This window comes from Paenibacillus sp. GQ49, from assembly GCF_059759055.1.
Window position 1 is genome coordinate 58,291 of record NZ_JCAXEL010000024.1, and the last position, 12,928, is coordinate 71,218.

At 47.6% G+C, this 12,928-nt stretch carries 13 protein-coding genes; 12 read left to right on the forward strand and 1 reads right to left on the reverse strand.

Annotation, left to right across the window (positions count from 1 at the left end; translation table 11 throughout):
- Window positions 1–9: 9 nt before the first annotated feature.
- The 5 genes from AC6CIF_RS27830 to AC6CIF_RS27850 all read left to right on the forward strand — a co-directional run bounded on the left by AC6CIF_RS27830 (window position 10) and on the right by AC6CIF_RS27850 (window position 2,652).
- Window positions 10–873, forward strand: a complete 864-nt coding sequence (locus AC6CIF_RS27830) for a M15 family metallopeptidase (RefSeq protein WP_498202341.1) — start codon at window positions 10–12, stop codon at window positions 871–873.
- 28 nt (window positions 874–901) lie between these two features.
- Window positions 902–1,462 (forward strand): VanZ family protein, encoded by a 561-nt coding sequence (locus AC6CIF_RS27835; RefSeq protein ID WP_498202342.1) that lies wholly within the window; start codon window positions 902–904, stop codon window positions 1,460–1,462.
- 13 nt (window positions 1,463–1,475) lie between these two features.
- Window positions 1,476–1,685 carry a hypothetical protein gene (locus AC6CIF_RS27840; RefSeq protein WP_498202343.1) on the forward strand — a complete coding sequence of 70 codons (210 nt, stop codon included), beginning with the start codon at window positions 1,476–1,478 and terminating at the stop codon, window positions 1,683–1,685.
- Between the two features lie 218 nt (window positions 1,686–1,903).
- On the forward strand, window positions 1,904–2,302 hold the full coding sequence (locus AC6CIF_RS27845; protein WP_221818690.1) for a hypothetical protein: 399 nt from the start codon (window positions 1,904–1,906) through the stop codon (window positions 2,300–2,302).
- Between the two features lie 35 nt (window positions 2,303–2,337).
- Window positions 2,338–2,652, forward strand: a complete 315-nt coding sequence (locus tag AC6CIF_RS27850) for a hypothetical protein (RefSeq protein ID WP_221818691.1) — start codon at window positions 2,338–2,340, stop codon at window positions 2,650–2,652.
- Between the two features lie 107 nt (window positions 2,653–2,759).
- On the opposite strand, the gene acnA is transcribed toward AC6CIF_RS27850, so the two are convergent.
- Window positions 2,760–5,474 (reverse strand): aconitate hydratase AcnA, encoded by a 2,715-nt coding sequence (acnA, locus tag AC6CIF_RS27855; protein ID WP_076216727.1) that lies wholly within the window; start codon window positions 5,472–5,474, stop codon window positions 2,760–2,762.
- Between the two features lie 362 nt (window positions 5,475–5,836).
- Here acnA and AC6CIF_RS27860 point away from each other — a divergent pair, with 362 nt between their 5' ends.
- The 7 genes from AC6CIF_RS27860 to AC6CIF_RS27890 all read left to right on the forward strand — a co-directional run bounded on the left by AC6CIF_RS27860 (window position 5,837) and on the right by AC6CIF_RS27890 (window position 12,743).
- Entirely contained in the window at window positions 5,837–6,856 is a 1,020-nt protein-coding gene (locus tag AC6CIF_RS27860; protein WP_498202344.1) for an amidase domain-containing protein, read from the forward strand.
- A 137-nt stretch (window positions 6,857–6,993) separates the two neighbouring features.
- Window positions 6,994–8,094: a D-alanine--D-alanine ligase gene (locus AC6CIF_RS27865; RefSeq protein ID WP_498202345.1), complete on the forward strand. Its 1,101-nt coding sequence runs from the start codon at window positions 6,994–6,996 to the stop codon at window positions 8,092–8,094.
- A 30-nt stretch (window positions 8,095–8,124) separates the two neighbouring features.
- The gene (locus AC6CIF_RS27870; protein WP_062837611.1) at window positions 8,125–8,448 is read left to right on the forward strand and encodes a hypothetical protein; all 324 of its coding nucleotides are present in this window, start codon (window positions 8,125–8,127) and stop codon (window positions 8,446–8,448) included.
- 155 nt (window positions 8,449–8,603) lie between these two features.
- Complete coding sequence (gene uvsE / locus AC6CIF_RS27875; RefSeq protein WP_074093415.1) at window positions 8,604–9,605, forward strand: UV DNA damage repair endonuclease UvsE; 1,002 nt, start codon at window positions 8,604–8,606, stop codon at window positions 9,603–9,605.
- 107 nt (window positions 9,606–9,712) lie between these two features.
- Window positions 9,713–10,576 carry an inositol monophosphatase family protein gene (locus AC6CIF_RS27880; RefSeq protein ID WP_197997992.1) on the forward strand — a complete coding sequence of 288 codons (864 nt, stop codon included), beginning with the start codon at window positions 9,713–9,715 and terminating at the stop codon, window positions 10,574–10,576.
- 166 nt (window positions 10,577–10,742) lie between these two features.
- A complete protein-coding gene (locus tag AC6CIF_RS27885; protein ID WP_498202346.1) occupies window positions 10,743–11,033 on the forward strand; it encodes a hypothetical protein in 291 nt (96 codons plus the stop codon).
- A 387-nt stretch (window positions 11,034–11,420) separates the two neighbouring features.
- A complete protein-coding gene (locus AC6CIF_RS27890) occupies window positions 11,421–12,743 on the forward strand; it encodes an SGNH/GDSL hydrolase family protein (protein WP_498202347.1) in 1,323 nt (440 codons plus the stop codon).
- Window positions 12,744–12,928: the final 185 nt, after the last annotated feature.

Below are 12,928 nucleotides of genomic sequence, written 5' to 3' on the forward strand. Positions count from 1 at the left end.
GGAACAAGCATGAAAAAGTGGGGCTTTTTGATATGTATCATTTTGATCGGATATATCGTTACGCAATCACCGGGATGGATTCAGCAGAAGGATGAGTTGCCCATCGAGATTCAGAATACGCGTGAAAATCCCGCAGGTTATACCGTATCCGTCACCGGAAACATTCAGGATCAGGTACATAAGGGCAATTTGTTACTGGTGGATAAGCAATACCCCGTTCACCCGGAAGGAGTTAAATCCGATATTGTATATGTGGCACATGAGGATGATCTGCTTCGTGGATATGGAATACTGGATCAGAAAATCATGTTATCACGGCAGGTGGCGCAGGAGTTTCAGAGGATGGTTGAAGCAGCAGGAGAAGAGGGAGTCAGATATTTTCTCGTCAGCAGCGGGTACAGGGATTTTGAAAAGCAGGACGAGTTATATCGGGAAAAGGGTTCAGACTATGCACTTCCTGCGGGACACAGTGAGCACAATCTTGGGTTATCCCTGGATATCGGCTCCAGCTTGGGTGCCATGAATGAAGCACCAGAGGGTGCATGGCTGGAGAAGAATGCATGGAAATACGGATTTATTTTACGTTACCCAAAGGATAAAGTGCGCATCACGGGTATTCAGTATGAACCATGGCACTTTCGATATGTAGGGCTGCCGCACAGTGCTGTCATGTATAAGAATAATCTGGTGCTGGAAGAGTATCTCGATATGCTTAAAGAGAAAGAGAACATTACTGTGGAAGTAGAGGAAGAGGAGTATCATATCCGTTATTATCGGGCCACCCGAGACACAACCGTTTACATACCTGAGCAAGGCCAAACTGAAATATCGGGTGATAACATGGATGGCGTCATCGTCACCGTAAAGAAATAACAGGGCAACACAAGGGAGGCGAAACAACATGAAGCACAACAACCAGAATAGAAGCAAACATTACATCCTTTGGATTGCCGTTTTCACTATCTATTTATATCTGCTGACTAAGCTGATCCTGTTCAAAGGAAACCCAGTCGATTTTGGCATCGTGAAGGATCGACTGATGGCGTTCTTGCAACAACCGGATCTGATCCATACGCGAACCGTCAACCTGATACCATTTCAGGAAATCTCACGAGACTGGAACAGCCTGTCGTTACATCGTCCGGGCACCGCAATCCATCTGGTAGGCAATATACTGGCTTTTATCCCGCTGGGCATCTTCATTCCTCTGTTGACGGGCAACAAGTTATTCTCTGGAGTAAAGGTACTCTTGCTGTCTCTGCTGCTCAGTCTGGGTTATGAAGTGACACAATTATTGACTGGCATGGGGATATTCGATGTGGATGATCTGATGCTTAATACACTCGGCGGCTTGATTGGATATATTGTTTTCACTATGGCTATGGGTCTGAAAAAGGTGTTGTCGGGAGGAGAATCCCGCGTGACGACGAAAAAGTTAAATTCTAAGGAAAGTCACGTGTAAGGAGGAGAACAACTTGATTATAATGGCTGTACTGTTCATTAGCGCAGGGCTAATGTTTCTCGTGTATCCACACAAGGTAACGGATGCTTCTGAAAAACAGATTACGGAGCGAGTGATCCTATCGAGATGGGTTGGAGGCTCGTTAATTGCTCTGTCGTGTCTGTTTCTGATCATGGGCACAATTCAACTGTTAGATCAAGCCTCACATCACATTGGGCATTAAAAGGCAGTTTGGCCTTGAAGCAACGGAGAATACACACATACTGAAACCATAGCTCCCCGTAACGTGCAGATTGCACGTTACGGGGAGCTTTTTTTATTGTTTCATAAGGTCTCAAATTTAGCATAGGATCAGTGAACTTTGCGAGTAACATCGTAAATGAGGTAGAGTAGAGATGATGCGTTAGTACCTATTTCTTACAAAAAAAAGGAGGACATACATTGTATTCATTAGCTATACAACTAGCAGGAACAATGAAAGCCATTATGCAAATTGAAACTGAAATTGCTGAAGCTAAGATTGATCAACAGGCTGAAGAGATCATACTTGGTATGGAAAAGAGAAGATCAGCTTTAATAAATAGTGTCACACGTGATGAATTAATGGTCATCCAAACAGTGATGAACGTAGGAAGATCAGAAAGAGGGTATCGTTATCATTTTAATTCGGAAGACGTTGAGATTATTAACCTTCCCATTGAGTTAGACGAGCATGAGTTGATGCAGAAATATTCCTACTATCTGATACATAAAACCAAAGAGGAATTAGCATATGGAATTGAATATCATACGCTGGTCTCATCATTTCTAAAAGAAGGTATAGAGATTTTGAAACTCTAGACCGTTACCCGACATACTGATAGGAGGTCTGCAAGATGATAATGAAAATTTCGTATTATACGCCAGATGGATTCTACTATTATGTCCCCGATCAATATGCAGAGAAGATGGAAGAGTGGAGAATTGAATTTTCAGATTTTTTGCAGAGTATAGAGGGGAAACATCCATTCACAGAATACATAGAGTCCATTAATTATGAGGGTGAGCTGGAATATGCCGTTTTTGTAAGATGCTACGGAGGAGATGAGTTTGTAGACTGGATTAACGTAGAGAAATTAAACTGCAGAGGTATATATCGTATAGCTGAGCCACCTGATGATTCGGAAGTTGGCTTGAAGATTGATTTTTAAACATATCCCGATTATAAAAAGCAAAGCCAAAAAAGCTCCCCACCACGTGCTATTGCACGTAATGCGGAGTTTTTTGTATAACTTCATCATATTAATGATTTATATCATTAAGCTTTTTTCATCATTTGACGCAATACAGTTTGCAGGATACCGCCGTTATGGTAGTAATCCACGTCAACCATGCTGTCCAGACGAGCGATAACAGGGAAGTCGAACTGTGTACCGTCTTCACGAGTTACGGTAACTTTCAACTCTTGTCCTGGCTTCACATCATTGCTGAGGCCAGTAATGTCATACGTTTCACGTCCGTTCAGGCCGAGGCTGGACCAGCCGTGACCTTCCTGGAATTGCAATGGCATTACGCCCATGCCGACCAGGTTACTACGGTGAATCCGCTCGAAGCTTTCTGCGATAACGGCTTTGACGCCGAGCAAGAATGTTCCTTTTGCCGCCCAGTCACGGGAGCTTCCTGTACCATACTCTTTACCTGCGATAACGATCAGGTTCTGTCCTTCATCCTGATACTTCATGGAAGCATCGTAGATGGACATTTCTTCGTCCGTTGGCAGGTACTTCGTAATACCACCCTCGGTGCCTGGAGCCACCTGGTTACGAATACGAATGTTGGCAAACGTACCACGCATCATCACTTCATGGTTACCACGGCGTGAACCGTAGGAGTTGAAGTCTTTGCGCTCTACGCCATGCTCTTTCAGGTACAGTCCAGCCGGGCTGGATGGTGCAATATTACCTGCTGGCGAGATGTGATCCGTTGTTACGGAATCCGCAAGCAATGCCATAACGCGTGCAGAACGGATATCTGCGATATCGTTCAACTTGTCGCCAAGCTCTTGGAAGAACGGAGGGTTCTGAATGTACGTGGAGTTCGGGTCCCACTCGTACAATTCACCTTCCGGTACAGAGATTGAATTCCAACGCTCATTGGCTGTAAATACATTCTCGTACTTGTTGCGGAACATCTGAGCGTTCAGGGAACTTGCGATGGTATCCTTGATTTCCTCGGATGTAGGCCAGAGGTCTTTCAGGAATACAGGCTCATTGTTCGTATCATAACCGATTGGATCGGTTTCAAAGTCAATATTCACTGTACCCGCAAGTGCATATGCCACAACGAGTGGTGGTGATGCCAGGTAGTTGGCTTTAACCTGTGCATGCACACGGCCTTCGAAGTTACGGTTACCAGACAATACAGCCGCTACGGTCATATCGTTCTCAGCAATAGCTTCGCTCACTTCGTCCGGCAGTGGACCGGAGTTACCGATGCATGTTGCACAACCGTAGCCCGCAACGTTGAATCCGAGTTTGTCGAGATACGTGATCAGACCTGCTTTTTCCAGATACTCGGTAACAACAAGGGAGCCTGGTGTCAGACTGCTTTTCACATATCCTGGTTTGGTCAGGCCGCGTTCAACTGCTTTTTTCGCCAGTAGTCCCGCTCCAACCATAACACTTGGATTCGAAGTGTTCGTGCAACTTGTGATCGCCGCGATCACAACAGCGCCTGCCTTCAGTTCACTGTTGGAACCGTCCGGATGCTTCACAGGTACGGATTGTTCGATTTTCTCATCGCTCAGACCGTAGCCGCCTTTATCTACAGGTGTGCGGATGATGCTGTTGAAGCTTTCTTTCATTTGTGTCAGTTCGATGCGATCCTGTGGACGTTTTGGTCCGGCAAGACTTGGTACAACAGAGCCGAGATCCAGTTCAATCACATCTGTGAATTCAGGATCAACGGTGCTGGAAGTACGGAACATGCCTTGAGCTTTGTAATAAGCTTCAACCAATTCAACCTGTTCGTCAGGACGGCCAGTGTTACGCAGATAGTTCAACGTTTCACTATCAACAGGGAAGAAACCGATGGTAGCGCCATATTCTGGTGCCATGTTGGCTACTGTTGCACGGTCAGCGAGACCGATGTTGGCAAGACCTGGTCCGTAGAATTCTACGAATTTACCAACAACGCCTTTTTTACGAAGCAATTGGGTAACGGTGAGTGCCAGATCCGTTGCTGTTGCGCCTTCGCTCAGGCTGCCTGTCAGTTTGAAACCGATAACGTCTGGTGTTACAAAATAAAGCGGTTGGCCCAGCATACCTGCTTCGGCCTCGATTCCACCAACACCCCAACCAACAACACCAAGTCCGTTGATCATGGTGGTGTGGGAGTCTGTACCTACGAGGGAATCCGGGAATACAACGGTCTCGCCGTCAACGGTTTTGGTTGCTGCCACGGAAGCCAGATACTCCAGGTTAACCTGGTGAACGATCCCTGTGGATGGTGGAACTGCACGGAAGTTGTTGAATGCCGTTTGCGCCCAACGCAAGAAACGGTAACGCTCTTCATTACGCTCAAACTCAACTTTGATATTGTAATCAAGTGCATCGTTGGTACCAAAAGCATCAACCATAACGGAGTGGTCGATAACGAGATCGACGGGTACGAGCGGGTTGATCTGTTTTGGATCGCCGCCTGCTTTTTTCACAGTATCACGCATTGCAGCGAGGTCAACGACAACCGGTACACCGGTGAAATCCTGCAGAACGATACGTGCAGGGATGAATGGAATTTCCTTGTTATTGTCACGGCCATCTGCCCAGCCGGTCAGTTGTTTTACGTGTTCTTCGGTGATGGCACGTCCGTCGAATTGACGAATTGCTGCTTCAAGCAACACTTTAATGGAGAAAGGAAGCCTGGAAAGATCGCCGTGGCCGTTTTCCTGAAGAGCATCGAGACTGTAGTAGCGGTAAGACTTGCCTCCAACCTCAAGACTGCGAGCGGCGGAGAAATGATTCTTTGCTGACATACATGTACCTCCTTGGGATGTGTCGGTGAGATGAAGAAAACGTTCATTTAGGTGAAGAACAGGCCTTCATCGTTCCGTGTTCTTGTGTGTTGGTTTCATCAGATGAAACGTAATTTCATAATCATAACTTTAGTTTTAAGTATACCGTTTTCACCTCCGTACGTAAAGGTCTTTTTGCCTGATCAAGCAAGCTTTTGGACAGATGAAGGCGTTTTCGTGAAGCGAGCAGGAATAAGATATCTTGTGTACCTGTATTTGCCGAATTTCGAATCTCCTTGTTGAGCCGTGTACATACAACCGAAGACCCTTTCATATGAATAGTAGGAGTTTATATACGCAATGAAATATTCCAGACAGAACTCATGCCAAAGGGGGACATAGGCTTGGAACGGGAATGGAAGAGTGCCTTATATACTTACGTGAACCAGTACAATCGCTGTGAGATCGACTACCGTCCACAGACCAGCGAACGGATCGTTACCGATCCTGACTTCGTGGTGGAACGGGGAGAGCGTATGGCAAGGCTGGACGAATGGTATCGTAAGCGCCGCGCCGTGCCTCTTCGCAGCGAGACCAGCGCCAAGCTTGTGCGCACACTTATGGATGGACAGGAAGAAGCGGTGGTGGATGTACAATTGTACAGCAGGCTGTTCTACGAGAAGAGCGGGATCACCCACCGGGAGGACCGGATTGAGCGGGAGCGGTTAACCTTTCTGCGGCAGAGTGGTGGATGGATCATTGGACGGGTCGAGCGAGAAGTGCCGGAGCGTCGCCCTGCTGGGGAAGGACGTCCGTTTCAACAAGCTGATTTTGTACAGGCGATGAATCGGCCGCTGCTGAATCGGGAAGTGTTGGGTCAAGGAAGAAGCTCACGGCAACAGTCATATCGCAGAGATCTGGCGGTTGCCTATGCAGATCGGTGGTGGAATGCGGGGAATCCGGCATTTGAGGAATTTGATGTGGATTGTACCAATTACGTGTCCCAATGTCTCTTTGCAGGGGGCGCACCCATCCACTATACTGGTAGAAGAGAAGCCGGCTGGTGGTATAAAGGGTATGTGAACGGCTCCGAAATGTGGAGTTACAGTTGGGCAGTTTCCAACAGTCTGGAGCGTTATTTATCAGGCAGCAGCTGGGGTCTGACCGCGACAGAAGTGGAGCGTCCTGAGCAGCTGATGCTCGGCGATGTTATTCTCTACGATTGGGATGGAGATGGACGATTTCAGCACAGCACCGTTGTGACCGCGTTTGATGCGGGCGGCATGCCGCTTGTTAACGCACATACGGTTAGCAGCCGTCACCGCTTTTGGGATTACCGGGATTCTTACGCTTGGACGGAGCGGACGGTATACCGGCTTTTTAATATTGCAGATGAGTTTTGATGACGAAAGATTTTCGGGATGCGGTGACGCAGACATCCAGTTCCGTGTAAAATAAGACCAGATAACACAAGCAGAATAACAAGGGTGCTGAGCATGCAAACATGACAGCATCAGGCACAGATAATCGGAGGGTACACATGAGTATGGATAAATTAAAAGTAGGCGTCGTGTACGGCGGAAAATCGGGCGAGCATGAGGTGTCGCTGCAAACGGCGTTTGCTGTAACAAACGCATTTGATTATGAAAAGTATGAACTGGTTCCTTTTTATATCTCCAAGCAGGGGACGTGGAAAAAAGGACCTGTCATGCATGCGCCGTTCGCGCAGATTGAAGATCTGAAGCTGGAGCAATCGGCGGGTGGGACGCAGGATGCGCTGAACGCCCTGTTTGGCCGTTTGTATGGCGGAGCAGAAGCGCTGGACGTGATGTTCCCTCTGCTGCATGGTACGTTTGGAGAGGATGGCACCATTCAGGGCATGTTTGAGATGGCGGATATGCCATATGTGGGTGCAGGTGTACTCGCTTCGGCTGGCGGCATGGACAAAGTGGTCATGAAAAAGCTGTTTGCACAGGCTGGCATTGACCAATGTGCCTTTACGTATTTTAACGGGACACAATGGAAGCAGACAGAGCACGAAATGATCGTACAGGTCGAAGATCAGCTGGGGTATCCTTGTTTTATCAAACCGGCGAATCTGGGCTCCAGTGTAGGCATCTCCAAAGCGCGTAACCGCGATGAGTTGAAGACAGCTGTCGAGTTTGCACTTCGGTATGACACGAAGGTTGTCATTGAGGAGTTCGTTGAAGCACGCGAGGTTGAAGTCAGCGTCCTCGGCAATGACGAGCCCATGGCTTCCGTTCCAGGTGAGATCGTATCCTCCGGTGAGTATTATGACTATGCAGCTAAGTATATTGATGGTCAATCACAGATGCTGATTCCAGCTCCACTGGACCCAGAGGCCGCAGATCGCATTCGCGAGGCAGCTTTGCAGGCGTTCCGTGCGATTGAAGGTAACGGTATTTCACGTGCCGACTTCTTCATTCGGAAAAATGACGGCGCCTTGCTTATTAATGAAGTCAACACCATGCCTGGTTTCACACCATACAGCATGTATCCACTTCTTTGGCGTGAGACAGGTGTATCGTATGCCGAACTGCTGGATCGCATGATTGAGCTGGCACTGGAGCGTTACAACCGCAAGCAGGCACTGAATTACGAGAACGGCGTACAGGCGTAGCCTGCGACCACAAGATCAGGAGGGATATGCATGGGATTTCAGACTGAATTCAATTCCGTATGTAAGTTCAAGAGTGAGCAGGAACTGTTCGAACTGCTTGAATACGGACGCGGCAAAATGGTCAAACAGGGCTTCCGGGTATTTCCTACCGGCCAGAAAGTGATTGCATACACACCGGATAACGTGGCTGTAGCCATTGTCAAGATCGTGGTTTCCATTGCAGAGATCAATTTCCAGGGGCAAGAGGTAACTGAGGTGGAGATGCAACTCATCCGCAAATTGACTGAGGAAGAATCACGCATCCAGACTGCCCTTGCAGATGAGATGTTCTTTGGAGAGCAAGCACAGGAATAGTTGTTGACTGTGAGTGCTGGTCGGAAGGACTGATTTGCCAGAATACGATTATGGTCACTCTTTTAGGGTAAAACTTGGTTATATACAGTGACGGTACATCCTGACGGCTGAATATGCCGTGCGGGTTCTCCGCCCTAATAGAGAGGAAGAGATTCATGCTCGTACGCTTTGGTTACGTGGCAATGTCCGTGCTTATAGAGAATGCCTCGCCTTCCCGGACCATGACCATGTCGAGTTTTAACAAAATCGATGACAGGGAAGCAGCGATCCGCAAGCTCGAACGGATTGCAGCCGAGAACCTGCACAATACATTACGTTTGCTCAGGCACAACAAGGGTAGCCATATTCATGTATATCGCTTCTCTTCCAAATTGATTCCACTGGCAACACACGAGGACCTGAATGACTGGGACCCGTTCCCGGCACTGAAGCAGGACTTTGCGGCCATTGGTGATTTTGTGAAGGAAAATCATATGCGTGTGTCCTTTCATCCGGATCATTTTACCGTACTTAGTACCCCCCGCGAGCAAGTTCTGCACAACTCGATTCGTGACCTTCGTCATCATGTTCGGATGCTGGATGCCATGGGGCTGAATGCCACTGCCAAGAACAATATACATATTGGTGGTGCATACGGGGACAAGCCTTCGGCGGCGCTTCGTTTTGAAGAAAACTTTTTGAAGCTGGATCGGGACATTCAGGAGCGGCTCACACTCGAAAATGATGACAAAACGTTCAATGCGCCTGAGACACTTGCCGTGTGCCAGCGCTTGGGATTGCCCATGGTACTGGATATCCATCACCATTGGGTGAACAACGAAGGAGAACAGGCATGGGATCTGTGGCCTGATATTCTAAAGACCTGGCAGTCGCCGCTTGCCCAGGCAGATTCACCGGCTGATCAGCCATTGCCACCCAAAATCCATGTCTCCAGTCCAAAGAGTGAGAAGGATCTGCGAGGTCATGCCGATGGTGTAGAGGTAGAGCCTGTGCTCGACTTCTTGCGTCATATCGCAGCAGACACCCCAAGGCTTGACGTGATGATTGAGGCCAAACGCAAGGATGAGGCTCTTGTGCAACTGATGCAGAAGCTGGCATTCTATCACGAAGAGGGTGTGGAGTGGGTGGACGAGTCTACCGTCATCATTCATCCGTAGTGCCAAAAGGGGCCTGGGCAACGAGAAACTTTATGACCTGTGGGGCGTATACTTTTAACAAGTATTTCAACTTTTCGTAGATTGATATAGAAAGTAGAGTGAACGCTTTGAATGAGAAGGAAAAGACACCTTATGTCGTGACAAGCAAAAGCTATACTGCCGTTGCCATTAATGCAGCTTCCAAAGCTGGCGAATGGATCAAAAGCCGTCTTGGGACGGTAGCTGAACTTGGCACCAAATATTCACCCCAAGACCTGGTGACCGAAGTGGATAAAGGAGCGGAGCAGATGATCCGCCGCCTGATTCTTACGCATTTTCCCCACCATGCCATTCTGGGTGAAGAAGGCGTAGAACCGGGACCGGAAGCTTCGGCAAAAGCACTGAAAGAGGCTGAGGAAGAAGAGTTTCTGTGGATTGTTGATCCTGTGGATGGAACGACAAACTTTGTACACGGATTCCCGTTTTATTCGGTGTCCATCGCATTGGCTCATAATGGTGAAGTCATTGTCGGTGTGATCTACGACCCTTCCCGTGATGAGATGTTTGTTGCGGAAAAAGGGAAAGGAGCATATGTTCACGGAAACCGGATGCTTGTATCTGGTGAACAGGAACTTGCTCAGAGCCTGATTGCGGTTGGATTCCCGGCAGACACAACCTTTGCGTTGCCTCTGAATATGGCTGCTGTGCAGGCGCTTGCTCCGCAAGTTCGTAACTTGCGTGCTGGTGGATCAGCCGCCCTGCATCTGGCTTACGTTGCCGCCGGACGTCTCAGCGCTTACACCGAAGTTGGATTGAAACCGTGGGATATTGCCGCAGGTGCGCTGCTGGTTGAAGAATCAGGAGGCAAGGTGACGGATACCATCGGAACGCCTTACCAACTGTCTGTAAATCATGTCGTTGCCAGCAATGGCAAAATCCATGATGCACTGACGGATGTACTGAAGGAAGCGAAAGCAACCGGTCTGGAGTGAGTTTATTTAACTCATCTGCTCGCCTTTATCACCGGATTTCTCCCTTGGAAAAGGGAATCAAAGAAATCTGGGGATAACAGCGATCGGAAGATGGTTCTGTACACGAAGTGAAAGTACAATAGTAATAATTAACACAGGTATGACTTTAATTAAAGGAGCGAGAACAATGGATGAATCCAAAGAACTGGAACGACGGCTCAGTGATATGCTGACGGAAGGGGACATGGAAGAGTCCGGCGACACCGATCAGCGTGAACGCCAGCTGATTCCTCCCAAATATGAAGTGCGAATCCAGACGGAACGTGATCCAATTGTCGAGGAAACGTTAAAGTACCGGAAGATGGCACGCGAAGTGGATGATCGTTATGATCGGTATCTGGAGCGAGCTACCGGGAACAAACCGGAGAGCGACAAGGGTCATTCGATCGCTGAAGATTCGAATAAGCTGCAATCTTAACGAATCACTGAACGTCATAGCTGAGCTTAACCAGTAACAGGCTCCCCTTCAGGGAGTCTGTTATTTCATGTGTGCTCTCAGTAGAGAGGACAACGCCTACTTTAAAATGATAGAATAGAGTAACACAAACCAATGTCATTGGAATGACCAATGTACTATATATTAGTGAGGTTGTTCAAAAAGTCCGCTTTTGATTACGAAGGATGCCTAACGGCATCATCAGCATCGAATATGGAATTCAGCCGAAATGTCCGTTGCTCACGTAGTTTTCCTACGCTCCGCTACTCCATTTCTAGCTTCATCCCATCTTCTCGGTACTGAAAACCGACCTTTTTGAACACGTACATTTAGTGTAATTATAGATTCACGAGAAGGAGTGTTACCTGAATGAAGCGTAAACGTATATGGGAAAATACAGCTGCCGGTTTAACGGTAAGTATGTTGGCAGGAATGCTGCTCTTTACATCATCTGCATTGCCTGCACACGCGGCTGACACCAAAACCGGTGTATTGCCAGCAGGTACTAACAAAGCATCACTGACTGCGAAGAAAGATGCAGTAGCCGTAACCAAGGAGTTCCGCATCGTCACATTGGGAGATTCCATAACGGTAGGTTATGAGCCCAACACAAAAGAATTGCCTTATGGTTATGTAGAACGTTTGCACGAGCAGGGTTTGCTGCATGGACGTACACAGGTGGACAACTACGGGATTGCCGGATTGAAAACCAGTGGCCTGAAGAACTTTACTACTGCAATTAAGGATGGCAAAACGCTGACTTCTGAAGCCATTCAACCAAGTCTTCCTGATCCAAGAGCGGGACAGATCGGAGCCAATACTGCTGCAATCCGTGAGAGTGTAGCCCAGGCCAATCTGGTTGCAATTACCATTGGGGGAAATGACGTATCGGAGCTTCTCGGTACAGCAGACAAACTGAGTGATCAGGAACTGCAAGCGAAGGTAAAAGAATTACTCGCAACCTATACAGCCAATGTTAGTGCAACGATTAATGATATCCATGAAATTAATCCGACAGCTACAATTGTCATCGCCGACCAGTATCAACCGATGCCAGAAGTAGCAGGCAAGGCACTGTATGCCAAACTGATGGAGGCATCCCAAGGCTTCACACAGACCATTGATGGCATTGCAGCACAATTCTCTGCTCAGGGTACCGATGTCAAAGTTGCACACGTCGCCAAGGAGTTTGTTGGTGGTGAAGGCACGATGACACATATGATTAAAGATCGTGATTTCCACCCGAACCAATTTGGATATGCGGCCATTGCCGAAGTATTTGCCAAAACGATCTGGGGCGACTACACCAAGCTGACTGCACCTGCGACAGGTGAGCCGATGAACATTATTGTGAGTGGCAAAACATTAAATACACCGTACAAACCGATTATCCGTAACGGCAAAAACTTTGTGGCGATTCAAGACATCGTAAACGCTGTCGGGGCTACTACGGTGTGGGATAACAAAACTTCAACCGCAACCATTACATATGGAGACCGAAAGGTTGCTGTGAAGATTGGTGCCAATGCTGTGAAGGTAAATGGAGCATCGGTTACTGTGGATACACCTGCATTCCTGAATAAGGTAGGCAAAGAGTCCAAAACATATGTACCACTTGCCATGGTGGCTGAAGGTCTTGGCTTTGATGTGCAATATGTAGCAAAGCTGAAAACTGTTTTTGTTAACCCGTAAATTGTAGTTCATGCTTTAGCATGATGTTATTCAACAGCCAGAATACCTTGATCTGTTCAAGGTATTCTGGCTGTTTTGTGTTCTTTTTGCGTTGCTGACACAGATGTATACCTTCTCTAATGACCTAAAATGTTGCATAAATATATCTTGTCAGATGACCAATGGATGTGTAAATATGAAAATAA

What these genes read in the sequence shown, in the direction of transcription:
- AC6CIF_RS27830 (WP_498202341.1), top strand. Translation starts at nt 10, where the DNA reads ATGAAAAAGTGGGGCTTTTTGATATGTATCATTTTGATCGGATATATC.
- AC6CIF_RS27835 (WP_498202342.1), top strand. Translation starts at nt 902, where the DNA reads ATGAAGCACAACAACCAGAATAGAAGCAAACATTACATCCTTTGGATT.
- AC6CIF_RS27850 (WP_221818691.1), top strand. Translation starts at nt 2,338, where the DNA reads ATGATAATGAAAATTTCGTATTATACGCCAGATGGATTCTACTATTAT.
- acnA (WP_076216727.1), bottom strand. Translation starts at nt 5,474, where the DNA reads ATGTCAGCAAAGAATCATTTCTCCGCCGCTCGCAGTCTTGAGGTTGGA.
- AC6CIF_RS27860 (WP_498202344.1), top strand. Translation starts at nt 5,837, where the DNA reads ATGCCAAAGGGGGACATAGGCTTGGAACGGGAATGGAAGAGTGCCTTA.
- AC6CIF_RS27865 (WP_498202345.1), top strand. Translation starts at nt 6,994, where the DNA reads ATGAGTATGGATAAATTAAAAGTAGGCGTCGTGTACGGCGGAAAATCG.
- AC6CIF_RS27870 (WP_062837611.1), top strand. Translation starts at nt 8,125, where the DNA reads ATGGGATTTCAGACTGAATTCAATTCCGTATGTAAGTTCAAGAGTGAG.
- uvsE (WP_074093415.1), top strand. Translation starts at nt 8,604, where the DNA reads ATGCTCGTACGCTTTGGTTACGTGGCAATGTCCGTGCTTATAGAGAAT.
- AC6CIF_RS27885 (WP_498202346.1), top strand. Translation starts at nt 10,743, where the DNA reads ATGGATGAATCCAAAGAACTGGAACGACGGCTCAGTGATATGCTGACG.
- AC6CIF_RS27890 (WP_498202347.1), top strand. Translation starts at nt 11,421, where the DNA reads ATGAAGCGTAAACGTATATGGGAAAATACAGCTGCCGGTTTAACGGTA.